The 26,330-nt window shown below is 69.5% G+C and carries 10 protein-coding genes; 4 read left to right on the top strand and 6 right to left on the bottom strand.

The genetic code is table 11. From position 1 onward, the window contains the following. The first annotated feature begins 63 nt into the window (after positions 1–63). Together gltB and SYV04_RS41535 are read left to right on the top strand one after the other, a co-directional pair. Positions 64–4,629, top strand: a complete 4,566-nt coding sequence (gene gltB, locus SYV04_RS41530) for a glutamate synthase large subunit (RefSeq protein WP_422724026.1) — start codon at positions 64–66, stop codon at positions 4,627–4,629. Between the two features lie 2 nt (positions 4,630–4,631). Further along, a complete protein-coding gene (locus SYV04_RS41535; RefSeq protein WP_321551653.1) occupies positions 4,632–6,095 on the top strand; it encodes a glutamate synthase subunit beta in 1,464 nt (487 codons plus the stop codon). 42 nt (positions 6,096–6,137) lie between these two features. Here SYV04_RS41535 and SYV04_RS41540 read toward each other — a convergent pair whose 3' ends face one another. The 3 genes from SYV04_RS41540 to SYV04_RS41550 all read right to left on the bottom strand — a co-directional run bounded on the left by SYV04_RS41540 (position 6,138) and on the right by SYV04_RS41550 (position 15,653). Then, positions 6,138–8,921 carry a YncE family protein gene (locus SYV04_RS41540; protein ID WP_422724027.1) on the bottom strand — a complete coding sequence of 928 codons (2,784 nt, stop codon included), beginning with the start codon at positions 8,919–8,921 and terminating at the stop codon, positions 6,138–6,140. Positions 8,922–9,034: 113 nt separating this feature from the next. Further along, positions 9,035–14,362, bottom strand: a complete 5,328-nt coding sequence (locus tag SYV04_RS41545) for a trifunctional serine/threonine-protein kinase/ATP-binding protein/sensor histidine kinase (RefSeq protein ID WP_321551655.1) — start codon at positions 14,360–14,362, stop codon at positions 9,035–9,037. 118 nt (positions 14,363–14,480) lie between these two features. Then, complete coding sequence (locus SYV04_RS41550) at positions 14,481–15,653, bottom strand: dipeptidase (protein WP_321551656.1); 1,173 nt, start codon at positions 15,651–15,653, stop codon at positions 14,481–14,483. A 107-nt stretch (positions 15,654–15,760) separates the two neighbouring features. On the opposite strand from SYV04_RS41550, the gene SYV04_RS41555 reads away from it, so the two are divergent. Beyond that, complete coding sequence (locus SYV04_RS41555; protein ID WP_321551657.1) at positions 15,761–17,545, top strand: DUF885 domain-containing protein; 1,785 nt, start codon at positions 15,761–15,763, stop codon at positions 17,543–17,545. A gap of 22 nt (positions 17,546–17,567) precedes the next feature. Continuing rightward, positions 17,568–18,230: an oxidoreductase gene (locus tag SYV04_RS41560; RefSeq protein WP_321551658.1), complete on the top strand. Its 663-nt coding sequence runs from the start codon at positions 17,568–17,570 to the stop codon at positions 18,228–18,230. Here the strand turns inward: SYV04_RS41560 and SYV04_RS41565 are convergent. The 3 genes from SYV04_RS41565 to SYV04_RS41575 form a co-directional block, all read right to left on the bottom strand. Beyond that, positions 18,227–19,681: a M48 family metallopeptidase gene (locus tag SYV04_RS41565; RefSeq protein WP_321551659.1), complete on the bottom strand. Its 1,455-nt coding sequence runs from the start codon at positions 19,679–19,681 to the stop codon at positions 18,227–18,229. The genes SYV04_RS41560 and SYV04_RS41565 overlap by 4 nt on opposite strands. Then, entirely contained in the window at positions 19,669–21,786 is a 2,118-nt protein-coding gene (locus SYV04_RS41570; RefSeq protein WP_321551660.1) for a tetratricopeptide repeat protein, read from the bottom strand. The genes SYV04_RS41565 and SYV04_RS41570 overlap by 13 nt, the downstream gene beginning before the upstream one ends. A 72-nt stretch (positions 21,787–21,858) precedes the next feature. Continuing rightward, positions 21,859–26,319 carry a trifunctional serine/threonine-protein kinase/ATP-binding protein/sensor histidine kinase gene (locus SYV04_RS41575; protein WP_321551661.1) on the bottom strand — a complete coding sequence of 1,487 codons (4,461 nt, stop codon included), beginning with the start codon at positions 26,317–26,319 and terminating at the stop codon, positions 21,859–21,861. Positions 26,320–26,330 lie beyond the last annotated feature (11 nt).

Genomic DNA, 26,330 nt, shown 5'->3' on the forward strand with positions numbered 1-26,330 from the left:
TGATGCGTCACGTGGGGTTCACGCGTTGTCTCGCTGCGGCGAAAGAAGAGAGGGAGCCAACTGATGTCGGACGTCCCGGGGCGGTATGGGCTGTATGAACCCGAGACGGAGCATGATGCCTGCGGCGTAGGCTTCGTGGTCCATATCAAGGGAGAGCGCTCACGCGGCATCGTCGAGGATGCGCTGGAGCTTCTGAACCGGCTGAGCCACCGAGCCGCCGCCGGCAAGGATCCCGAGACCGGAGACGGCGCCGGAATCCTCATCCAACTGCCGCACCGCTTCTTCGAGCATGAAGCCCCCCGGCTCGGCTTCGAGCTCCCTCCTCGCCACCAGTACGCCGTGGCGCAGACCTTCCTCCCCGCCGAGCCGTACGCGCGCTCCGCGTGCGAGGCCATCCTCGAAGAGGTCGTCGCCGAGGAGGGCCAGCGCGTGCTCGGCTGGCGAGACGTGCCGGTGGATCCCGAGCAGCTCGGGCCCGTGGCGCGCGAGGTGGCTCCCGTCATCCGCCAGCTCTTCGTCGCCCGGCGCCGCGTGGTGCCCAGCGCCTTCGAGCGCAAGCTGTACCGCATCCGCAAGCTCGCCGAGAACCGCGTGCGCGAGCGCGGCGTGGACTCGTTCAGCCGCTTCCACGTCGCCAGCTTCTCGGCCGAGACGATCATCTACAAGGGCCTGCTCCTGCCCCGCCAGCTGCCGCGCTTCTACGCGGACCTGCGCCACCCGGAGCTGGTGAGCGCGCTGGCGCTGGTCCACTCGCGCTTCTCCACCAACACCTTCCCCACCTGGGAGCTGGCCCAGCCGTTCCGCTACATCGCCCACAACGGGGAGATCAACACCCTGTCCGGCAACCGCAACTGGATGACCGCCCGCCGCGGGCTGCTCCAGTCGGCCCGGCTCGGCGGCGGTGGCGGCCTGGAGTCGCTCTTCCCCCTCATCGTCCCCGGCAAGAGCGACTCGGCCCAGTTCGACAACATGGTGGAGCTGCTCCACCTGGGCGGCCGCTCCCTGCCCCACGCGATGATGATGATGATCCCCGAGGCGTGGGAGGGCCACGACTCGATGAGCGACGAGCGCCGCGCCTTCTACGAGTACTCCTCGGCCCTGCTGGAGCCGTGGGACGGCCCCGCCGCCATCGCCTTCACCGACGGCCAGCTCATCGGCGCCACCCTGGATCGCAACGGCCTGCGCCCGGCCCGCTACCTCATCACCGAGGATGACCGCGTCATCCTCGCCTCGGAGATGGGCGTCATCGACGTGCCCCCCGAGCGCGTCCGCCGCAAGGGCCGCCTCACCCCGGGCCGCATGCTGCTGGTGGACACCTCCGAGGGCCGCATCCTCGAGGACGAAGAGGTCAAGACGGACATCGCCAACCGGTGGCCCTACCGCCGCTGGCTCAAGCACAACGTCTTCACCTTCGACGCCCTGCCCATCATGCCCGCCCCGGCGCGCCTGGCCGGCGAGGAGCTGCGCGGGCTGCAGCGCGCCTTCGGCTACACGGACGAGGACCTGCGGCTGCTGCTCCAGCCCATGGGCGAGACGGGCAAGGAGCCCGTGGGCTCCATGGGCACGGACACCCCGCTGGCGGTGCTCAGCGATCACGCCCCCAGCCTGTTCTCCTACTTCCACCAGCTCTTCGCGCAGGTGACCAACCCGCCGATCGATCCGATCCGCGAGGCCCTGGTCATGACGCTGGGCACCGAGCTGGGGCCCGACGGCAACACCCTGGAAGAGACCCCCGAGCAGTGCCACCGCCTGGCCCTGCCCGGCCCCATCCTCACCAACGGGCAGCTCGCGCGGCTGGCCGCCATCCGTGGCGAGGGCATCTTCGAGACCCGGGGGCTGTCCCTCGTCTACCCCCTGGACTGGGGCGAAGATGCGCTGGAGCACGCGGTGGAGCGCTTGTGTACCCGGGCCGTGGAGGCCGTGGACTCGGGCGCCAACATCCTCGTGCTGAGTGATCGCGGGGTGGACTCGGGCCATGCGGCCATCCCGGCCTTGCTCGCGCTGTCCGCCGTCCACCAACGCCTGGTGCGGGACGGCATCCGCATGTACACCGGCCTCGTGGTGGAGACCGCCGAGGCCCGCGAGGTCCACCACTTCGCCTGCCTCTTCGGCTACGGCGCCTCCGCGGTGAACCCGTACCTCGCGCTGGACACCCTGCGCTCCATGGCCGAGGCCGGGGAGATTCAAGTCCACCACGAGAAGGTGCAGGAGCACTTCATCCACGCCGTCGAGGAGGGCCTGCTCAAGGTGATGTCCAAGATGGGCATCTCCACGCTGCAGTCCTACCGCGGCGCCCAGCTCTTCGAGGCCGTGGGCCTGGAGCGCGGGCTCGTCGAGAAGCACTTCACCGGCACCGCCTCGCGCGTCGAGGGCGTGGGCCTGCGTGAGCTGGGGCGCGAGGTAGAGGAGCGCCACGCGCGCGGCTTCGCGGCCGCCGCGAGCTTCGAGGAGGGCCTGCTGCCCGTGGGCGGCCAGTACCAGTGGCGCCGCAAGGGCGAGCGGCACAAGTGGAACCCCGCCACCCTGGCCAAGCTCCAGGCCGCGGTACGCGAGAACGATCCGGCGATCTTCGCCGAGTACTCGAAGCTGGCGGATGACGAGACGCGCGAGCTGTGCAACCTGCGCGCGCTCCTGGAGGTCCCCACCGAGGGCCGCACCCCCGTACCGCTGGAGGAGGTAGAGCCGGCCAGCGAGATCGTCCGGCGCTTCGTCACCGGCGCCATGTCCTTCGGCTCCATCAGCGCCGAGGCCCACGAGACGCTGGCCATCGCGATGAACCGCATTGGCGGGCGCTCCAACAGCGGCGAGGGCGGCGAGGAGGGGCACCGCTATCAGCCAGACGAGAACGGCGACCTGCGCCGCAGCGCCATCAAGCAGGTGGCCAGCGCCCGCTTCGGCGTCACCGCCGAGTACCTCGTCAACGCGTCCGAGCTGCAGATCAAGATGGCCCAGGGCGCCAAGCCCGGCGAGGGCGGCCAGCTCCCGGGCCACAAGGTGGATGAGCGCATCGCCCGCGTCCGCTGGTCCACCCCAGGCGTGACGCTCATCTCTCCCCCGCCCCACCACGACATCTACTCCATCGAGGATCTGGCGCAGCTCATCTACGACTTGCAGTCGGTGAACCCGGCGGCGCGGGTGAGCGTGAAGCTGGTGAGCGAGGTGGGCGTAGGCACCATCGCCGCGGGCGTGGCCAAGGCCGGTGCCGGCGGCGTGGTCATCTCCGGGTACGAGGGCGGCACGGGCGCCTCTCCCCTGTCCAGCATCAAGCACGCGGGCCTGCCCTGGGAGCTGGGCCTGGCCGAGGCGCAGCAGGTGCTCGTCCACAACGGGCTGCGCAGCCGGCTGCGCGTGCAGGTGGACGGCGGCCTGCGCACCGCGCGCGATGTGCTCATCGCCACGCTGCTGGGCGCCGAGGAGTTCGGCATGGCCACCGCCAGCCTCGTGGCCGTGGGTTGCGTCATGCTGCGCAAGTGCCACCTCAACACCTGCTCCGTCGGCATCGCCACCCAGGATCCCGCCCTGCGCGAGCGCTTCCAGGGCAAGCCCGAGCACGTGGTGAACTTCTTCCACCTCGTGGCCGAGGAGCTGCGGCGCTCCATGGCCGCGCTGGGCGTCCGCCGGCTGGATGAGCTGGTGGGCCAGGTGGAGCTGCTGCGGCAGCGCCCCACCTCGGACCACTGGAAGGCCAAGCGGGTGGACCTGTCCGCCCTGCTGGAGCCGCCTCGCGCCCCCCTCACCGAGCCCCGGCGCTGTGACACCGCTCAGAACAAGGACGTCTCGGACCACCTGGACCACGAGCTGATCCGCGACGCGCAGGCCACGCTCGAGGGCGGCGATCCCACGCTGTGGGTCCGCCCGGTGAGCAACACCCACCGCGCCGTCGGTGCCCTGCTGTCCGGAGAGATCGCCCGGCGCCATGGCGCTCGGGGCCTGCCGGATGGGCGGATCCGCGTGCGGCTGCAGGGCTCGGCCGGGCAGAGCTTCGGCGCGTTCCTCGCCAGCGGCGTCACGCTGGAGCTGGAGGGCGACTCCAACGACTACCTCGGCAAGGGGCTCTCCGGCGGGCGCATCATCGTCTACCCGCCCGAGGGCAGCCGCTTCACCCCCGAGGAGAACGTGCTGGTGGGCAACACCGTGCTCTATGGCGCCACCGCCGGCGAGGTGTACCTGCGGGGCCTCGCCGGTGAGCGCTTCGCGGTGCGAAACAGCGGCGCCCAGGCCGTCGTCGAGGGCGTGGGAGACCACGGCTGCGAGTACATGACGGGCGGCGTGGTGGTGGTGCTGGGCGGCACCGGGCGCAACTTCGCCGCGGGCATGAGCGGCGGCATGGCCTTCGTGCTCGATCGGGAGCGCACCTTCCGCGAGCGCTGCAACCTGGAGATGGTGGAGCTGGAGTCCCTGGTCGACGAATCGGAGATCTGGCTGGTCCACGGGATGATCGAGCGCCACTTCCAGCACACCGGCAGCATGGCGGCGCGGCGGGTGCTCGACCACTGGCAGCTCATGGTGCCCCAATTCGTGAAGGTGATGCCCACCGACTACAAGCGCGTGCTCCAGGCCCGCCGCACGGCCCGGAGGCCTCCCACCGCCGCACCCGAGAGGCGCCAGCGCGCCGGGACGGAGGGCTGACCATGGGCAAGCCCACCGGATTCATGGAGTGGCAGCGCGTCGGCGCCCCCAAGCGCGAGAAGGTCGAGCGCCTGAAGGACTCGCGCGAGTTCGCCCTGCCCCTGGCGCCCGAGGAGGCCAAGCGGCAGGCGGGCCGGTGCATGGACTGCGGCGTCCCCTTCTGTCAGCAGGGCTGCCCCCTGGGCAACCCCATCCCCGACTTCAACGACGCCGTCTACCGCAACCAGTGGAAGGCCGCCTTCCTGGCGCTGAGCACCACCAACAACTTCCCGGAGTTCACCGGGCGGCTGTGCCCCGCGCCGTGCGAGGCCGCGTGCGTGCTCTCCATCGATCAGGATCCCGTCACCATCGAGCAGATGGAGAAGGAGATCGCCGAGCGCGCCTTCGCCGAGGGATGGGTGCGTCCGCAGCCTCCGACGAACCGCACCGGCAAGCGCGTGGCGGTGGTGGGCTCGGGGCCCGCGGGGCTCGCGGCGGCCGCCCAGCTCAACCGGGCCGGCCACTCCGTCACCGTGTACGAGCGCGATGACCGCATTGGCGGCCTGCTGCGCTACGGCATCCCCGACTTCAAGATGGAGAAGGGCGTGCTGGACCGGCGCCTGGCCTTGATGGAAGCCGAAGGGGTGGTGTTCCGCACCGGCGTGGACGTGGGCAAGGAGCCCGGCTTCCGCGCGCTGCGCGAGCAGCATGACGCGGTGTTGCTGGCCATGGGCGCTCGGAAGCCTCGCGAGCTGGAGGTCCCTGGGCGCGAGCTGGGCGGCGTGGTCCAGGCCATGGAGTACCTGGAGCAGGAGAACCGCGTCGTGGCCGGCACGGCGACACGCACCCCGCGCTTGAACGCGGAGGGACGGCGGGTGCTCATCCTCGGCGGCGGCGACACCGGCTCGGACTGTCTGGGCACGGCGCTGCGCCAGGGCGCCAAGAGCGTCACCCAGGTGGAGCTGCTCCCCGCTCCTCCTGTGAAGCGGGGCGCTGGCAACCCCTGGCCGCGCTGGCCGGTGGTGTTCCGCACCTCCTCCAGCCAGGAGGAAGGCGGCAAGCGCGAGTTCGGACTGATGACGAAGCAGCTCACCGGGAGCGATGGCCAGCTCCAGGCACTGCAGGCCGTGCAGGTGGAGCTGCGGCGCGAGGGTGATGGGCCTCCGAAGCTGGTGGAGGTACCCGGCACCGAGGTGACGTACGAGGTGGACCTGCTCGTCCTCGCCATGGGCTTCACCGGGCCGGAGACGGCGCGGCTCGAGGAAGAGCTGGGCGTGCGACTCACGCCTCGGGGCGCGGTGCAGGTGGATGCGCACTTCGCCACCTCCGCCGATGGGGTGTTCTGCGCGGGCGACGCCAGCAGGGGCGCCAGCCTCATCGTCTGGGCCATCTCCGACGGGCGCGAGGCCGCCAAGGCCCTCGATGCCTGGCTCTCCGGGAAGTCCTCCGCGCTGCCCTCTCGGGGCCGGGACGCCTCCTTCGGGTGAGCCTCGGGGGCAGGCGAGGTCTCGCCTGCCCCTGCTTCGGCACTACCGCCTCGGCGTGCTCGCGGCGTCCGCCGGATTGCTCCCGGCGTCCACCTCGTCACCGTCGAGGTAGCCGTCCTCGTCCCGGTCGATGCCGATCCGCTCGCCCGAGCCCGGCGGCGCGCAGGTGTACGTCAGCTCCAGTGGCCCCGCGCTCACCAGCAGCCGCAGCGCCGACTCCGGAATGGGCGGCAGCCGCTTGCGGTCGGACACGAACTTGCCCGCGCCGATATAGAAGAAGCCCTGCTCGCGGTGGCCCACCTGCGTCTTCGCCACCAGATCGCACTCCCCTGCGTTCGCACGCGCCAGCAGGAGGTTGATGCGCGGGTTCGCCACCGCCGCGTTCGTGCGCGTGAGCGTCACCTGCTGGCCGACGATCGGCGCCAGGTTGGTGTCGAACGCGAGCATGAAGCTCTCCAGCTTGCGGCGCATCGCCTGCCCCTCCGCGTCGGGCGGCAACCCCGTCGGGTTGTCCGGCCCCTGCGTGAAGGCCATCACGTTGTTGAAGCGGAACATCGTGTCCACGCTGCCGTCGTGGATGAAGCCGAAGCCGCGCACCTGGTCCCCCGTGAACTCGTTGTCGATGGGGTTGAAGATCGGCGTGCGCGGCATGCCGAACATGCCGACCTTCTGGTACATGTTGCGCAGGTGCGGCACCTTGAGGACCTGCGCCGCGAACGGGAAGGCGCTCCGCCCATCCGCGCCGAAGAAGCCCGGAGCCACCGAGCCCGGGTTCGCCGTCGGGTTGATGACGTGGCACGCCTCACAGGTGATGTGGAAGACGATGTTCGAGGGCACGTTGAAGAAAAAGTCCTTGGCCTCCTGCTGATCCGGCGTCAGCGAGTTGTCGAGGTTCCGGATCGGGTTCGGCGGGTACGTCACCCGCAGGATGAAGTCCGTGAAGGCCTGCATGTCAGCCTCGGGCAGCCCCTCGTTCCGGCCCAGCAGATCCGCGAACGCCCCGTTGAACTTCTTGAACGCGACCTCCTCGTTGAACGAGCCGCTGTCCGGCTGGGCGCTGGGCTCGTCATTGCCGCCGGTACGGTCCGCGCGCCAGTGCATCGGCCCGTGGTTGGCCATGCCGCGCAAGCTCTGGGTGACCATGGGCCCCTTCAGCGGGTGGAAGTCGGGGTTGATGATCGTGTTGCCGATGAACGGCCCGGGGTTCGTCTCCACGCCCTGGTCCGGGTTGCCGAGATCCCACGCCAGGCTGTCGAAGTCGCCGAACACGTGGCACGTCGCGCAGGACGAGTCGCCGTGGCTCGAGCTCAGCGACGCGTCGTACAAGAAGCGGCGCCCCTTCACCACGTGCTGGGGCTCGGGGTTGTACATCGCCACGTGGTCCACCTCGGCGCGGCGCCGGGTGTCCACCACCGAGATCGCGTTGTCGAACCGCGTCATGACGTACAGGCGCTGCCGGCGCTCATCCAGCACCAGCCCCGTCGGCCCGCCGCCGGTCAGCTTGATGTGGTTGGCCGTGTTCGGGACGAAGGTGTTGTTCTCCAGCTCCGCCGTCTTGAAGATGCCAACCTTGTCCGAGCTCAGCGCCGCCACGTACAGCGTCGCGCCGTCGCTGGTGACGGCCATGCCCGTGGGCAGCGCCAGGCTCTTCTGGTTCTCCGGATTCGGGACCGGCGCGCAGCAGGCGTCGTAGTTGATGTGCTTGTTCAGGTGACGCGGCGTCACCCCTGAGCCGCTCAGCACCGTGATTCGGTTCTCGTGGAACCGGCCCCGCACCGTGTGACCCGCGAACTCGCCCGGGCCCTCGAAGCGCTTCTCGTTGAAGGCCTCCGTGTTCGACACGTAGACCTTCCCGCTCACCGGGTTGACCGCCATGTTGTAGAGGATGGTGCCCACCCCCGAGAAGGACCCCGCCGAGCCCGCCACCTGCCTCGGCGGATTGGCCATCGCGTCGATGACAAAGACATCCTTGTCCGGCAGCGAGAACTTCACCGAGCTGTCCCAGGCCCTGCCCAGCTCGTCCACCCAGTGCGCCCCGTCGTACTTGACGATGAGCCCCACCTCGGGCTGCGTCGTCCCATCGATGCTCTTGTTGGGTGCCGGCAGGCCTCCCTTCGTCTGGCCCCCATCGGGGATGAGGATGTGGGAGAGCGTCGTGGTCCGGTTGCCGGTATGGAAACCCGCCACGTAGACCCGTGAGCCATCCGGCGTCACCGCCAGCGCGCGCGGCGTATCCGTGAAGAGTGTCAGGATCGTCTGCGGCAGCCCCCCGAGCGACTGACCCAGTGAGTTGGCATTGAAAACCCAGACATCCGCTCGGCCGACGCCCGGCGTGGTGAGCTGCGGATCGAACGGGATGTTCTGGCCCCGGTGCGCCGTGGTGATGAAGGCCCGGCTGCGCCCCGGCCCCGCGAAGACGATGTCGCGCGGCTCGTCGCCCACCAGCAGCGTGCGGGTGACGCTCCCGCCCGTCCCAGCGGGGTTCAGCTCCACGATGCTCACGCTGTCCGAGAGGTGGTTCACCACCCAGACCTCGGTGTTGCTCCGCGCCGCCACCGCCACCGGCTCGAGCCCCACGGGGACCGAGCCGCGGTGGGTCAGCCCTCCCGCGTGAACCCGGAAGATCTCCAAACGATTGTCAGGCGTGTTGACCGCGAAGAGCAGCTTGCCGTCCGGCGACAATTCCAGAGGCCGGACATGCCCACTCTCGAAGAGGGTAAAAGAAGACTCGGCTCGCGCGGGCAACGCCGCGCAAAAACAAACAGCCAGTGTCGCAGCGAACAACCAGCCTCTCCCAAAGAGAGACGCAGCGCGTTGTCGTACCATGGGGATCTCCTGCACTGAGGGAGCGTTCAGCGGCCCGGGACGTGCTCACCGGGCTTCAATGCAGTGAATCATTTTTCCAACAATTGAACTAGCCGCTTTATTTGGAAAATGCGCTAACCCAGTAATGCCTGTGCGGGCTTGGTTTCACGCTCAGCGATGGGAAGCTTGAGCGTGGCGGTGGCGCCCAGTCCCTGCCCGGCGCTCTCCAACGTCAACCGCGCTCCCATGAGCTTCGCCGCGAGCGCGCTGGAGTGCAGGCCAATGCCGTGGCCTTCCTTGCGCGTGGTGAACCCCTGGGTGAAGAGCTGTTCCCGCACCTCGGGCGCGATTCCCTTACCATTGTCGACAACCTGGTAGTGGATCCATCCCTCCTCGACATACAGCCGCAATCGCACCTGGCGCTGTCCCGGCTCCACGGTGTCCATGGCCTGCCGCGCGTTGGCCAGCAGGTTGAGGAGGATCTGCAGCAGCCGGTGCCGGTCCACCCGCATCCTCGGCAACGGTGAGAGCTCCTTGAGCACCTTCACCCCCGCGTGTTGCAGGGCTCCCGCCTGCAGGCGCAGGGCATCCTCCAGCACCTCGGCCAGATCGCACTCCTCGACCAGCAGCGTGGCCTTCGCGTACGCCTGCTGCATCTGGATGATGGAGCGCACCCGATCGACGTTGCGGGTCATGTCCTCCATGCCCTGCCGCAGCGCCTCGCGCTCCTGGGCCAGCTCTCCCGCGAGCCCCGAGAGGTAGGTGAACAACTGCCGGCCTCGCGGATCCTGGGTGAGGAAGTCCGCCAGGTTGTCGCGGTGGTTCTCCAGGAGCTTCACCACCTGCTCGACCCGGCCCGTGCGCGAGGTGGCCACCGTGTGGCGCAGCTCGTCCGTGTCCACCACCAGGCTGGTCAGGGCGTTGCCCACGTCGTGCAGCACGCTGGAGGCCACCTCCGTCTTGCCCACCATGCGCGCCGTCTCCACCAGCCGCGACTGGGCCTCTCGCAGCTCGCGCGTCCGCTCCTCCACGCGCGACTCGAGCTCCTCGTTGGCCTGACGCAGGGCCGCCTCCGCCTGGCGCACCTCCGCGTAGAGCCTCGCATTGTCCATGGAGATGACGGCCTGCGAGGCCAGGTGCTGCAGCAAGGGAATGCGGGTGGGGTTGAACGCCTCCGTGGTGAGGGCGTTCTCCAGGTACATCAACCCGTAGAACGCGCCCTTTCGCTCCAGCGGCAGGCACAGCAAGGAGCCCACCCTTCCCGGGGACATGAAGACGTCCGCGGAGAAGTCGTGCGGCCGGGAGATGTCCTCGATGAGGACGTGCTCGCCCGTGCGGCGCACGTAGGAAAGCACCGTCCACGGCAGGTCCTGGGCCTCCGTGTCCAGCGGCGCCTCCTTCCCCTCGGCCTCGACGGAGAAATCCACCAGCGCCGCCACCCTCAGCGCGTCTCCCTCCAGGAGCAACAGCGCGCCCCGCTGGGCCCCCGCGCTCTCCATCGCCACCCGAATCAGCGTGGCCACCAGCTTCTCCAGGTTCATCTCACTGGAGATGGCCTGCTGCGCCTTCACCACGCTGAGCGCGTCCAACAGCCGCGAGCCCGTGTCGTAGCTGGTGGTGCCCTGCCCCGTCAGCGCCAGCCGCGTCAGGTCCGGCCACGCCTCGTCCAGGTGCCGCACCTTGCCCTGCGCGCCCCACTGGATATAGGCCTCGCGCGCCTGGCGGGCATAGGCCAGCGCGATGAAGGAGACCTCGTGCTCCTGCCAGAAGCGCGCGGCCAGCTCGCTCGCCAGGGCCACGTTGTCGATGAGGCCGTACTGGCGAGAGACCTGGATGGCCTCCTCGTACGCGTAGACGGCCGCTTCCAGCCGGCCCTGGAGGCGCTCCAGCTCCGCCGCCACCAGCTTCTCGGCCGCGCGGAAGGTCTCCGGGACGTTGGCCGCCCACTCCGCCAGCTGTTGGTGATGCTCCTGGATCTCCTTCAGGTCCTGCGCCTGTCGCTCCTTCGGGGCGTCGTGGTAGCAGGCCGCCAACGCCAGGGCCCGGTAGTGGTGATAGTCCAGCAGTTGGATGCGCCCCGTCACCGCCCAGCGCATCTGTCTGGCCTTGTCCGCCGCCTCGCGCGCCTCCTCGAAGGCGCCGCACATGAAGCGCGAGCGCGTCTTGATGACGAAGTACGAGCACCGCAGCGGGGCCATGCCGCCGCTGAGCAGGGCCTCCAGGTCCGCCTCGCTGACGCCCTCCATGCTCAGCGAGTTGAACGACGGGGTGAGCCCCCGCATCTGCTGCACCAGGCACAGGATGAACCGGATGATGTTCGATGCATCCCTGAAGCCCGCTTTGCGCGCGAACTCTCCGCGGGTGACCGCCTCCTGAGCCACTTCCGCCAGCTCCGACCCCATGGCGAGGTAGATCCATGTGATGAAGATGGAGGAATAGCCCGCGATCTGGATGTCTCCCGACAGCAGCCCGTGATGAAAGGCTTTGCGGTACAGCTCCCGCGCGCTCGTCAGCGGCTGCACCCACAGCGTCAGGTGCCCCATCGTGAAGAGGACTCGGGCCCGATAGGCGGTGTTGTCGTTGCGCTCGACGAACTCACACGCCAGCCTGCCGAAGGCCTCTCCGCGATGGTAGTTACGGAAGATGCAGCTCGTGACAAAGCCATACCAGACATAGGCGGACGCGGACTCGGGCGTGCTGCCATGGCGGATCGTCAGGACGATCATCCGGCACAGGTGTACGGCCAGCAGCGTCTCGCTGGTGAAGAAGGCCGGCGCGAACAGCGCCCCCAGCAACCCCATGAGCGCCTTCAGCTCCGGATCCGTCATGGGAGGCAGATCGATCAGGCTCTCGATCGGACGATCTCCCAGCAGCGTCTCCAGCTCCTTCCTCGCGACCTCCACGTCCTCCCAGGAGGGCTTGGCGGAGAAGCGCTCCCCGAAGTGCTCCAGCCCCTCCAGCAGGCACAAGGCGGCGGCGTCGGGCTGGTGGGCCGTGACCAGGATGATGCTCTTGAGCCGGTAGGCCGCCGCCAGCTCCTGGCGCGAGGGCGCCCGGGGGAGCAGCGCGTCGACGATGCGGCGGGCCTCGGGGCCATTTCCGCTCATCAGCTCACTGCTGGCCTGCCCCAGGCGCAGCTTGAAGGCCAGCCCGGGAGCCGTCTCCCAGAGGTTCTCCGGCAGCAGCGAGAGGGCCATGGTGAAGTAGCCCACCGCCGTGCGGTGCGCGGTGGAAGCCTGCGCCCGCTGCCCCGCCTCGGCGTTGAGCCGCCCCAGCCGGGAGCGCTCCTCCACGTCCTGGATCAACTCCACGCCCGCGTTGAGCTGCCCCACCACGTCGAAGAGGCGCTCGTGCAGCTCCTCCGGGGAGAGCCGGGTCCACAGCAGCCTGCCGATCCGCAGGTGGGTGGCCTTTCGCTCCTCCTCCTCGCTGAAGGCATAGGCCGCCTGCTGGATGCGATCGTGCAGGAAGCGGTAGTGCTGGGAGCTGGACTGCACCACCATACCCTCCTGAAGGGCTGGCTCCAGGCCGCGCTCCACCTCGGCTCCGTCCTGGTGGGACAGCAGGCCCAGGACGTCCAACGCGAAGGTATTGCCCACGCACGCGGCCAGGCGCAGCAACTGCACGGACTCCTCCGGGAGCTTGCGCAGCCGGCTGGCCATGAAGTCCACCACGTTGTCCGAGTAGCCCCGGGCTCGCACGGCCTCCGCGTCCCAACGCCAGCCCCCCCGCGGCCCTCGCTCCACCAGCCCGTCCTGGTGGAGCGTCTGGAACAACTGGAGCAGGAAGAAGGGGTTGCCGCCCGTCTTCGTTTGGAGCAGCTCCGACAACGGCTCGACGAGCTCCATCGCCGCGCCGTGAAGGGCGTCCGCCACCAGTTGCCGCGTCTGCTCGGGGGCCAGCGGCCCGAGGTGGAGGTCCACCAGCCGCGCGCCCGCCTTGCGCGTCTCCTCCAGCACCAGCGCCAGCGAATGCGAGGCGTTCACCTCGTTGTCCCGGTAGGCGCCAATGAGCAGCAACGGCGGGGTACCGGGGTGGGTGGTCAGGTATTGCAACAACTTGAGGCTGGCGAAGTCCGCCCACTGCAAGTCATCCAGGAAGAGCACCAGCGGGCGCTCGGCGGTGGCGAACACTCCCAGGAAGCGCAAGAAGAGGCGGTGGAAGCGGTTCTGCGTCTCGGCAGGCGGCAGCTCCGAAGCAGGCGGTTGCTTGCCTACCACCTTCTCCAACTGTGGCACCAGGTTCACCAGCACCTGGCCGTTGCCCTCAAAGGCTTCCAACAGGCGCTGACGCCAGGCCTCCACTTCCGCGTCCCTGCCCGCCAGCACCTGCTGCACCAGCGAGCGCATGGCCTGGGCCAGGGTGGCGTAGGGCACCTCGCGCTGCAAGGGATTGAACTTGCCGCTGAGGAAGAAGCCGCGGCGCTCCAGCACCGGCTTGTGCAGCTCGTGGACGATCGACGACTTGCCGATGCCCGAGTAGCCACGTACCAGCACCCACTCGGGCCTGCCCTCTCGCGCCACCCGCTCGAAGGCCCCCAGCAGCGCCTCCCGCTCCACCTCTCGGCCATAGAGGTGCTGGGGCAGTTGGAAGCGGGCCGGGAAGTCCCGCTGGCCCAGGGGAAAGTCTTCCACCACGCCCTGCCGCAGCGCCTCCTGGCACCGCTCCAGATCGGCCTTCAGCCCCTCGGCGCTCTGGTATCGGGCCTCCGCCTCCTTCGCGAGCAGCTTGAGCACCACCGCTGACACCATGGGCGGCAGCGAGGGCACCCACCGCTGGGGCGGCGCGGGCGGCTGAGAGATGTGCGCGTGGAGCCACTCCAGCGGATCCTTCCCCCGAAAGGGAAGCTGCCCCGTGAGCATCTGGTAGAGCGTCACGCCCAACGAATAGAAGTCCGTGCGGTAATCCACCGCTCGGTTGATTCGCCCCGACTGCTCCGGCGACATGTAGGCCAGCGTGCCTTCCACGAAGGTCGTGTTGGCCTCCTCGACGTGCTCCACCTGCTGCAAGGAGGCCAGGCCGAAGTCGATCAGCCACACCTGCCCCTGCGCCGAGAGGAGGATGTTGGCGGGCTTCACATCCTTGTGGATGACACCCCGGCGGTGCATCTCCGCCAGCGTCTCCGCCAGGGAGATGGCGATGGACAGGAAACGCGAGAGTTCGAAGGGCTGGCCAAGCTGATCCGCGAGGGCTTTTCCTCCCACGTCTTCCAACAACAGGACGGGCCGCTCCTGGAGCAGCTCATGGCCCCGCGAGGCAAGCACCCCCGGCGTGCCCTGCAAGCGCCGCAGAATGTCGTGCTCACGCTGGTAGCGGGTGCGCTCGCGAGGGCCGAGGTGCTCGGTCCGGGGCGTCTTGACGATGACTGGAAGCTGATCCGCTTCGCGCAGCGCCTGGAACAACAGGCTGCTGCTCGTCATCTGAAACAGCCCAAGGAGCTTGTACCCAGGAATTTCCATCATGACTGCGAGGACCTACTGCCAGAAAATCAGTGGAGAGGCGTGAACAGTACGCTTCCCCTGCCTCCATATGAAAGGCGGGGTGCAACACTCACACGTCGTATACCTGCCTGCCCGCTCCTCAGGACCCGGAGGGTAGGTTTCCCCGGAGTACCCGCAGGACGTTCTCCCCGCCTATCATCCGGATCTCCTTTTCGCTCAATCCCTCCGCGATGAGCGCGTCCGTCAGCTCGGCCAGCCCCGCGACATCGAACGGCGTCGTGACCGCGCCATCGAAGTCCGAGCCCAATCCCACATGGTCGGCGCCCACGACCGACACCGCGTAACGGACCGCCCGGGCGATGGCCTTGGCGCTGTTCCCACACGTCGCCGTGGACCAATAGCCAATCCCAATGACGCCGCCATTGCGAGCGATCGCCCGGAGCTGCTCATCACTGAGGTTGCGGTTGTTGTCGCACGTGCCCTTCACGCCCGTATGGGAGACGACGACGGGCCGGGTGGCGATCGCCAGCACGTCTTGGATTGTCTTCCGCGAGGCGTGCGCCAGATCGATTGTCATTCCCCGCTCCTCCATGCGCTTCACCACCGCGCGCCCGCGCTCCGAGAGGCCTTCCTTCTTCACCCCGTGCGCCGAGCCGCTCATGTCGTTGTCGAAGAAGTGCGCGAACCCCAACATCCGAAAGCCCGCCTCGTGGAGCTCATCCACCGCCTCCACGCGGCCCTCCAGCGCGTGCATGCCCTCGAGCGACAGGAGCGCGCCCACCTTCTTCCGATCCTTCTCGCGCTCGGCCAGGAAGCGCTCCAGGTCCTGGCGGGTGCGGATGAACGTGAGCTTCCCGTCCGAGTCCTCCGCGAGCTCCTCGAGCTTCTCCGCCTGGTGCAGCGCTCGCGACTCGAGGCTGAACCAGGCCCCCACCGGCCAGCGCTGGGCGATGGAGAGCAGGCGGACCTCGTCCGTGGTGTCGTCATTGCGATCCGGGTTCATGTGCTTCGGCGTCTTGGTGACGACGCTGAAGACCTGGAGGCCCACGTTGCCCTCGATGAGCCGGGGCACGTCCACCTGCCCCCACGCTCCCCGCTCGTTCAGGTCCCGGTTCCACAGCAGCGGGTCCGCGTGGAGATCCGCGAGGAACAACCCGGAGTGCAGCGCGGCCCCACGCTTCGTCGGGGTGTAGGGCGTCTTCCGGGAGACCTTGTTCATCCGCCGCCCCGCGCTCGTGGCGGCCACGTCGAGTCCGATGAGGGCCCCCACCACGAGAAAGGCGATGACGCCGAGGATGATTCGCTTCTTCATCGGGCCCTCCAGGGCAGATCAGCGGAGCTTATCTCCCAGCAAGGCATTGCCTTGTCGACCCCGAACGAATGCGCGAGGCTCCCGGCGCTTTTCTTCCCCGAGGCTCCATGTCCACACTCCGTGTCAAGTCTGCCCTCGCGGCGCTCCTGCTGCTGTCGTCCTCCGCCTGTACCTCTTCCCGCCCGCCTTCCCAGGCCGGCGTCTCTTCCGCGGAGCTGTCTCCCACGCAGGTGGCCCTGCGCGCCTTCGTGGATGCGCACTTCGAGGACCAGTTCCGGCGCAACCCCACCTTCGCCACCTTCGCCGGCATCCACACGTATGACGGGGAGCTGCGCGGCTTCACCGTCGAGGAGCGCGCCGAGAACCTCGCCGCCCTCAAGGCCCGGCTGGCCGCCCTGCCCCAGCAGGTGGACCGCTCCGCCCTCCCCGCGCTCGACCAGGCCGACTACGACATCCTCGAGAACCACCTGCGCGCCCGAATCCTCGATGCCGAGGTGGTGCGCGGCTTCGAGCGCAACCCCAACACCTACCTCTTCACCGCCTCGGGCGGCGTCTTCCAGCTCATCAACCGCGACTTCGCCCCGCTCGAGGAGCGCATGCGCTCGGCCGTGAGCCGCATGAAGCGCGTGCCCGAGGTGTTCGCCGTCGGCCAGGCCACGCTGAAGAACCCGCCCAAGCTCTGGACGGAGATCGCCATCGGCCAGGCCATGGGCACGCGCACCCTCTACGCGGAGACGCTGCCGCAGGCCTTCGCCCCCGTGAAGGACGCCGCCCTTCAGGAGGCCTTCAAGCAGGAGCAGGCGCGCTGCCTGGCCGCCATCGACGGCTACATCCGCTTCCTCAAGGAGGACCTGCTGCCCCGCTCCAACGGGGACTTCGCCATCGGCGAGGCGGTGTACCGCCAGAAGCTCCAGTACGAGGAGGGCGTCACCGAGGACATCGACTCGCTGCTGGCCTGGGGCCGCGCCGAGCTCAAGCGCACGCAGGCCGAGTTCCAGACGGTGGCCTCGCGCATCACCCCCGGCAAGAACGCCATGGACGTCTACCGCGAGCTGGGCAAGGAGCACCCCACCCCCGCGGAGCTCGTGCCCGTCACGAACGCCATGCTGGAGGAGATCCGCCAGTTCCTCATCGACAAGCAGATCATCACCGTGCCCAGCGAGGTCCGCGCCCAGGTGGCCGAGACGCCCGTGTTCAACCGGGCCCTCTCCTTCGCCAGCATGAGCATCCCCGGCCCCTTCGAGACCCGCGCCACCGAGGCCTACTACTACGTCACCCCGCCGGAGCCCTCGTGGACGCCCGAGCAGGTCGAGCAGCACATGAGCTTCTACAACCGCTACGCGCTGCAGATCGTCTCCATCCACGAGGCCTACCCGGGCCACTACGTGCAGTTCCTGTGGACCCGCCGCGTGGACTCGAAGGTGCGGCGGATGCTGGGCTCGGGCTCCTTCAGCGAGGGCTGGGGCCTGTACACCGAGCAGATGATGCTGGATGCGGGCTACGGCGGCGGCTCCGGCCTCAACGCGGACAAGCTGCGGCTCAACCAGCTGGCGCTCTACCTGCAGCGCCTGGCCCGCTACGTGGTGGGCCTGTCCCTGCACACCCGGGGCATGACGTACGAGCAGGCGGTGCGCTTCTTCGAGGAGGAGGCCTATATGACGCGCGTCAACGCCGAGCGTGAGGCGCGGCGCGGCACCTCGGATCCGACCTACCTCGTCTACGCGCTGGGCAAGAAGATGATCCTGGAGCTGCGCGAGGAGGCCCGCGCCAAGTGGGGCAAGGACTTCACCCTCCAGCGCTTCCATGACCAGGCCGTCTCCTACGGCTACCCGCCCATCCCCATCCTCCGCCAGCTGATGTTCAGCGAGCCCCAGGCCTCTGGCACCAAGTAGAGTCCAGGAGACAGGAGGCGACATGGAGACACGGACCGCGCTGGTGGCCGGGGCGAGCGGGCTCGTCGGCGGCTTGCTGCTCGACGCGCTGCTGGAGAGCCCCACGTACCGGGAGGTGTGCTCGCTCGGGCGCCGCCCGCTGCCCAAAGAGCACCCCAAGCTCACCCAGCGCACCGTGGACTTCGCCCGGCTCGAGGCCGAGGCCCTGCCCGCCTCGGACGACGCCTTCTGCTGCCTTGGCACCACCATCAAGAAGGCGGGCAGCCAGGAGGCCTTCCGCGCCGTCGATTACGACGCCGTGCTGGCCTTCGCCCAGGCGGCGCGCAAGGCGGGCGCCCGGCGCTTCCTGGTGGTGACGGCGCTTGGGGCCGATGCGCGCTCGCGCGTGTTCTACAACCGGGTGAAGGGCGAGGTGGAAGCGGCCCTCCAGGGCGTGGGCTTCGAGTCCCTCGTCATCCTCCGACCCTCCCTGCTGCTCGGCGATCGCGCCGAGAAGCGGACCGGTGAGCACGCCGCCATCTTGGTGTCGAAGGTGCTCGGCCCACTGCTGCGCCCCTTCGGCGGTCGCCCCATCGAGGCCCGCACCGTCGCGCAAGCCATGCTCGCCCTGGCGCAGAGTGCCCCCGCCGGGGTGCGGGTGGTGCCCTCGGGCGAGCTGCAGACGCTCGGCGGGGCCGGCCGTTAGTCGAGCGGGCCGCTCCAGGCTTCGTACTGCTCGTCCGACCACGCTCCGGAGGCCAGCTTCTCCACCACGACGGCCGGCTCCACGAAGCCGTCCTCGCGGTACACCCGGAGGTTGGCCCCGGGGCGTATCTCTGGCTCGAAGCCGCGCTCGGCGAGCGCCGCGGCCAGCCACTGCACCAACAACTGGCGCGCCCGCAGGCGCTTGGCCTCCGGAGAGAGGATGTCGAGCCCCGAGGGCCGAACCTTGTCCCACAGCGCCGCGCCTTCCTTCAGCATCGCCGGCAGCGAGCGCAGGGACGTGCGGCGCGGATCCAGGCTGCTGCCGGTGAGCTGCTTGGCGATCTCCGGCAGGATGATCTTCTCGCCCAGCTCCTCCCACCGCAGCGCCACCAGCCCGCCTCGCGTCATGTGCTCGTAGAAGGACTCCTCCGCGCTGGCCTCTCCGCCGAACAGCTCCAGGCAGCTCCCTGACTTCAGCTCCTCCAGCGGCGAGCGCCCTGCCTCGTGCTGCCCCGCGTGCCCCAGGGACTTCAGCCGCTCCTCCACGGGCGGGTGCGAGTCCCAGGGTGACGGCGGGCGCAAGGCGTCCTCCTCGAGATCCCGAGAGATCTCCGCGCGCCGGGACTGCTCTGCGAGGAAGCCGCGAAACCCCTCCAGCAGCGGCACGCGCACGGAGCGCTCCACGATGGGGATGACCTCATGCCCCAGGTAGGCGCCCCACAGCGGCGCCAGCACATGCACCTTGCGCAGCGCCTCTCCGGTCGCCTCCACGCCACAGGTCCGCGCCGCCAGCGCGTCCGCGGCCAGCTCCTGCTGGCGCGACACGGCGCTCGACACCCGGAGGAACAACTGCCCGTAGAGCCGGAACGGCACGTCGAGGAAGAACGCCGAGTCCTCCAGGCTCTCCACCGCCGAGGCGATGGCCACCCTCGTGCGGTACACCCACGGGCCCAGCGTCAGGTCGCCTCCCACGTGGTGGCCGAACTCGTGCGCCAGCACCGAGGCCAGCTCCTCGCGCGACAGGAAGCTGAACAGCGGCAGGCCCACCCCCACCACCGCCTCGCGCCGCAGGCCCCACCAGCGCCGCTCCATGGAGATGAAGGCGGTGGCCTGGTCCACCAGGAACACCTTGCGCGGCGCCCGCGTCCCCACCCGCCGGGCCACCTCCTCCACCAGGGAGAACAGCTCCGGGAGGCGCTCCGGGGACAGGGAGGCCATGTCCGACCCCCGCTTCTGGAACCACCAGCGCGGCCGCAGCGCCCACAGCACCGTGAGCGCGCCCGCGCCCGCCAGGGCCCCGGAGCACCCCAGGCCCCCGGTGTAGCGGCTCTCGGCCACGGGCACCCACGCCAGCGCTGCGACCACCGCCGCCCCCATGGCCCAGAAGCCCGCCCACAGCACCAGCGTCAGGAGCGCGCGCCGGGTGACGCCCCGTGAGTTCACGGTGCCCATGTGGCGATGGCCTCGGTGACCGTCCCCTGGAACCAATCCTCCCGCCGGGCCTGCTCCACCAGCTTCTGGCGCTCCTCGGCCGGCAGCGTGGCGTTGCGCGAGCGCACGAAGCAGGCCGCGGCGCGCAGCTCTGGATCCAGCTCGGCTTCCTCCAGGCGAACCGCCTCCCCGCGGACGAAGCGACGGAACAGCTCCTGGCTGTCCGGGTTCATCCCCGTCGTCCTCCCCAGCACCTGCTCGACGACGGTGGCGCCCGTGCGCACCGCCTCTCCGTACGTGAGCCCCCAGGTGCCCTGGTTCAGCCAGCGAATCTCCGTGCGCTTGAGGCGCTCGGCGAGCTTCAGGGCCGCCTGGGGATCCTGTTTCACCATGTACACCAGACGCGCGGCCACCCCCTCCGGGGCCCCCACCAGGGGCAGCTCCGAGCGCGCACGCAGGTCCCAGAGCTTCTCCCCCTCCTCGAGCTGACTGCTCGCCTCGAGCGCCGTGATGAGCGTGTCGGGGCTCTCTCCTTTCTCCACGTGAGCCACCCGGGCGTAGAGCTCCGCCAGGGAGTCCTGCTCGCTGGACTCCGCCTGGAAGAGCTCCCGCAGCAGCTTCAGCGCCTCGCCTCGCCTCCCCAGGGCCACCAGGGCCGTCGCCTCCGCCTTGGCCAGATCGACCGCTGACATGAGATCGAGGCCGCGCAGCTGCTCCCACCCCTTCACCGTGCCCTCCCAGTCACCCGCACGCCAACGGTTGTAGACCGCCGCCCGCAGGATGTGCGGATCGTCCGGGAAGCGCTGGGCAAGCTCCTCCATGGCGCTCAGGCCCTCGGGCCCGCGCAGCAGCCGCCGATAGAGGTACTGGGCGGTGGCCGAGTCGGGCTGGGCCTCGGCACGCGGCCGGTACTCCTCCCGCAGCGCGCTCAGCTCACCCGCGTTCTCCCGCGCCCACTGGTAGGTCCGGTGCAGCTCCACGCTGTCCGGTCGGGCCTCGAGCGCGCGCCGGGCCACACGGATCGCCTCGGCCGGCGTCTTCGCGAAGGCGACTTGGACGGCGAGGGTGGCCGGCCCGTCCTCCCAGTTCGCCAGACGCGCGACGGCCTCGGTGAATGGCAGCGCATCGCCAAACCGCTCCTCCATCTGGAGCACCGCCATGCACAGCTCGAGGGCGTTGCGGCGCTCGCGCACCACGTCCACGTGCGTCCGGCTGACGCTCGCCTGATGCTTCGACATCTGCACCGAGGATGGGGGCTGGACGAAGGCGTCGTTCACGTTGTCGAGCACCACCACCCGCTCACCGCAGAAGAACGTCGGCTTGTACGGGGACGGCGCCTGGCTGAGCACCTTCTGGTAGGTGACCGTCTCGCGGAAGATCGGCGCCGCTCCGGCGATGTTCCACGCGAGCACATCGTGGCCCGAGGCCACGTTGATCTCGACCGTGTCCACCTCCACCCCGCCCTCGCTCACCGCGCGGCCCTTCTGGGCTCCCACGGGTACGGAGAGCACGTGCATGCCGCCCGCGGGCACGAGCTGGGTAAGCCCGCCAATCTCCACGCGCAGGGGCTCCTGGAACCCGTTGACCACGCGCACGTCCTGGTAGCGCGAGGCATGGAACGCCCGCGCCGCCCCCAGCCCCACCAGCGCCATCACCCCCAGCGCCACCGCCCGGCCGTAGAGCCAGGGAAAGGCCCCCATCGGCACGCGGGCGAAGAGGGTCCAGCCGCGTTGCAGCCCCTTGTTCTCCTCGGAGGGCCGCACCACATAGGCGCCCAGCGGCAGCAGCGGAATGGCGAACAGCGCCACGAAGCAGTGCGTCGCGATGGAGGTGCCATCCTCCGGATCGGGCTCCGCGCTGCCGAGCAGCGTCATCCCAAACCCGTTGACGGTGCCCAGCGAGGGGCTGCCCTTGAGCGGCCGCGCGAACAGCCGGCGCTGGCGCAGCAGCGCATCCAGCACCGCGCGGTGTGAGCGCAGCCGCCCCAGCCACCGAGCCCAGAAGAGCGCGCGGTAGAGCCGGAACGGATCTCCCCGCTCGACGGCACGGCGCACCCCCGCGTCCTCGCACAAGGGCTTCAGCTCGGGGATGCGCTGCAGCACACCCGCCGGATCCTGGATGATCATCACTCGCTCCGTGAGAGCCTTCGACGGGGCAAGAGCTTCGCCTCCCCGCCGGGTCCTGCCAAGGGGGCCACCCTAGGCGAGCGGGAGCTCCAGCGTGGCCGTGGCGCCCTTTCCCGGCCCCTCGCTCTCCAGCGAGAGGCGCCCTCCCAGCGACTTCGCGGTCTGTGCGCTCGAGTAGAGCCCCAGGCCCTGCCCTTCCTCGCGCGTGGTGAAGCCTTGCGAGAACAGCCGCCCGCGGTGCTCCTCGGAGATGCCCTTGCCGGTGTCCACCACCTGGATGCGCGCCGTGTTCCCTTGCGCCTCCAGCCGCACGGTCAGGTGACGCTGGCCCTCGGACTGCTCGCTCATGGCGCTGCGCGCGTTGGTGATGAGATTGATGAGGATCTGCAGCACCCGGTGCTTGTCCAGCCGCGCCTTGGACTTCACGCCCAGCTCTCGGGTGACGGTGATGCCCTGGATCTCGAGCGCGGGCAGCTGGATGCTCAGCGCATCCTCGATGAGCTGGGACAGCTCGCACTCCTCGGGCAACAGCGAGTCGCGCGAATAGGACTTCTGGATCTGCAGGATGGAGCGCATGTGCTCCAGGTGCTTGTGCAGCTTGCCCGCGCTCTCCTTCAGCGCCTCCTGCTCGCGCAGCAGCTCATCGGCCAGGCTGAAGAGGTAGGTCGTCAGCTGCGGGCCGCGCGGATCGCGGGTCAGGAAGTCCGCCAGGTTGCCCTGGTGCTGCTCGAGCAGCTCGGTGATCTGCTTCAGCCGGCCCATGCGCGAGGCGCCCAGCTTCTCGCGCAGCATGTGGAAGTTGAGGACGGCGCTGGTGAGGACGTTGCCCACGTTGTGGAGCACGTTGGCGGCCAGCTCGCCCGTTCCCGCCTGCCGCATGACGTCCGACAGCCGGGACTGGAACTGGGTGAACTCCCAGGTGTGCTCCTCCAGGCGCTGCGCGAACTCGTCGTTGGTGCGGCGCAGCGCGGCCTCGGAGCGCTGGAGCTCGGCATGCCGCCGGACGTTCTCCAGGGAGATGGAGGCCTGCGCGGCGAGGTTTCCCAGCAGCGACAGGCTGGCGGGGCTGAAGGTGTGGGGGGCGAAAGTACACTCCAGGTACAGCACGCCCTGGAGCGCCTCCTGGCGCATCAGCGGCAGGCAGAGCACCGAGCGGATCCGGCCCCCCGTGAAGCAGGGATCGGCCGAGAAGGGATGCGGCTGGGAGGTGTCCGCGATGAGCACGGACTCCCCGGTGCGCTGCACGTAGGCGAGCACGGTCCAGGGCAGCGCCGTCTCTGCCTGGGGCACGGCGGCGCCCTCGGGCCCTCCCATCGCGGCGATCGTGAGCTTGCCGTCCTGGGCGAGCAACAGGGCGCCCCGCTGCACTCCCGCGCCCTCGGTGGCCACCCGCACCAGCGTCGTGGCCAGCCCCTCCAGGCTCAGCTCCCCCGAGAGGGTCTGCTGGGCCTTCAGCACGGCCAGCGCGTCGGCCTGGAACGCGCCCGTGTCGGTGAGCGGCTGCCGCAGGGCCGTGAGCGAGGCCAGGTTCGGCCACTGGGAGTCCAGGTGGCGAACCTTCCCCAGCGCGCCCCACTTCAGATAGGCCTCCCGAGCCTGCCGGGCGTAGGTATCGGCGAGAGTGGGCACATGGCGCTCGCGCCAGAACCTCGCCGCCAGCTCGCTGGCGAGGCCCACGTTCTGGATGAAGCCGTGGGTGCGCGCGTCCTGGATCGCCTCCTCATAGGCCCGTAGCGCCTCCTCCGTGCGGCCGGTGACGCGGGAGATCTCCGCGAGGACCAGCTGCTCGGGCGCATGGAAGTTCGGGCCGCAGTGGCGCGCCCACTCCGCCAGCTGCCGGTGGTGCTGGTGCATCTGCTCGAGGTAGCGCTGCCGCTGCTCGGGCGCGGCCTCGGGGTAGCAGGCCGCCAGCGCCAGGGCCCGGTAGAGGTGGAAGTCCAGGAGCTGGATGTGGCCGAGCGAAGCCCAGATGAGCTCGGCGGCCCGATCGCCAGCCTCCAGCGCCTGCGCATAGGCGCCGCACATGAAGCGCGACTGCAGCTTGATGAGCCAGTACCAGCACCGCATGGTGCTCATGTGCTGGGGCGTCAGCCTGGCCTCGAAGGCCTCCTCGTCGAAGTGCTCGTTGCTCAGCGTGTCGAACGAGCGCGACAGCCCGCGCAGCTGCTGAACGTAGCACTGGATATGAAGGAGGATGTCCACCACGGCCTGGAAGTCCGCCCGACGCGTGAAGTCGAGGCTCGCCAACGACTCCTGGTAGACCTCCTCCAGGGGGTGCCCCAGCACGCGGCGGTCCGTGACGATGTGGCAGCTGCAGTAGCAGGCGATCTGGAAGTCGCCGCCCTGCAGCGCGTGGTGGAAGGCGGTGCGGACGAGCTCCAGCGACAGGGAGATGGGGCTGATCCAGTAGTTGGTCAGCTGCAGGCTGTAGAGCGCCCGGCCCCGCGCAGTGGAGAAACCGTGGCGCTCCACCAGATCGCACGCCAGCACCCCGAAGGCATGCCCCTCCTCGTACCGCTTGAAGATGGAGCCCTGCACCAGGCCATACCAGGCATACCCGTTGACGGCCGCCTCGGTGTTGCCGTGGCGCAGGCTCAGCGACACCATGCGGCACAGGTGGAGGATCAGCAGGTTCTCGTCGGTGAAGTAGGCCGGAGTGAACAGCGCGCCGAGCACGTCCATCACCGCCTTCATGTCCGGATCGGTCATGAGGGGCAGCGCGATGAGGCTCTCGATGGGCCGGCCCGCCATCAGGGCCCACACCTCCTCGTTGGCGGCGATGACCTCTTCCCGGGAGGGATGGGGCGACATCGGCATGCCCAACCGCGCCAGGCACTCCAGCAGACAGGTGACGGCCGCGGGGATCTCGTTGGCGGTGATGTAGATCTCGCTCTCGAGACGGACGACCGCCGCCAGCTCCACGGGAGTCCGGGCCCGGGGCAGGAGCTCCCGCACCAGGCGGCGCGTCTCGGCGGCGTTGCCGCTCATGAACTCGCTGTGCGCCCGGTCCAGCTGGACCTTGAAGGCCAGCGCCGGGTCCGTCTGCCAGGGGTCTCCCGGCAGGAGCTCGAAGGCCGCCGCGAAGTAGTCCGCGGCCGAGCGGAACGCCGTCGAGGAGCGCGCCTTCCAGCCCGCCTCGGCGTTCAGTCGCGCGACGCGGTGGCGCTCCTGAGCGTCATGAATCAACCCGCTCGCCAGGTTGAACTGCCCCACCACATCGAAGATCTGCTCGCGCACCTGCTCCTGCGTCAGGCTGGCCAGCAACAGGCGGCCGATGCGCAGGTGGACGGCCTGACGCTCCTTGGGGGGAATGAGATCGTGGGCCGCGTGCTGGATGCGATCGTGCAGGAACCGGTACTGCTCCGGGCGCTCGCGCATCAGCATGCCTTCCCGGAGCGCCTGTTCGAGGCCCGCCTCCACCTCACCCGGCACCTGCCCGGAGAGGATGACCAGGAGCTGGAACGGAAAGGTGGTGCCCACACACGCGGCCAGCTGCAGCAGGTGCTGGGTCCGCAGGGGGAGCTGGCGCAGCCGGCTCGCCATGAACTCCGCGACGTTGTCCGAGTAGTCCTTCGCCCGGACGCCCATGGCATCCCACCGCCACTCGCCCCCGGGCGTTCGGGCCAACAGCCCATCCTGGTGCAGCGTCCACATGAACTGGGTGAGGAAGAACGGGTTGCCGCCGGTCTTCTCGTGGATCAGCGCCGACAGAGGCCCCAGCGTGCTCTCCGCGGCGCCGGGCAGCGTGGCGGCGACGAACTGCTGGACGTGCTCCCGGCTCAGCGGCTCGAGGCGCAGATCCGTCATCCGCACCCCTCCCTTCCGCAGCGCCACCAGGATCTGCACCAGCCAGTGTGAGGGGCTCGTCTCGTTGTCCCGGTACGCGCCCACCATCAGCAGGGGTGGCGTGTCCGGGTGGGTGAGCAGGTGCTGCAAGAGCCGGAGGCTGGCCAGATCGGCCCACTGCAGATCGTCCAGGAACACCACGAGCGGGTGCCCGGGCGTGGAGAACACGCCGAGGAACTTCTGGAACAGCCGGTTGAAGCGGTGCTGCGCCTCGCCGGGGGGCAGCTCCGGCACCGCCGGCTGTTTGCCCACGAGGAGCTCCAGCTGCGGCACCATGTCCACGAGCACCTGGCCCTGCGCGCCCCAGGCCTCGCGCAGCCGCTCGCGCCACCGCACCAGCTCCTCCTCACTACTCCCCTCCAGCAACTGCTGCGTCAGCTCGCGAATGGCTTGAGCCAGGGTGGCGTAGGGAATGTCCCGGTGGAACTGCTCGAACTTGCCGCTGAGGAAGCTCCCTCCCCGCTCCGCCACCGGCTTCCGCAGCGCGTACACCACCGAGGACTTGCCGATGCCGGAGTAGCCGCTGACCAGGATCAGCTCGGGCCGACCGCCTCGCGCCACCCGCTCGAAGCCGTGCTGCAGCACGGCCAGGTGAGGGTCTCGCCCATAGAGCCGCTGCGGGAGCTGGAACCGGCTCGTGGGAGCGTGCGGACCGTCTTGGGAGGTGGCACCGGGTAATTCTTGCATGTTTGGAATTG

The sequence above is a fragment of the Hyalangium ruber genome (genome assembly GCF_034259325.1).
Taxonomy (GTDB): Bacteria; Myxococcota; Myxococcia; order Myxococcales; family Myxococcaceae; genus Hyalangium_A; species Hyalangium_A rubrum.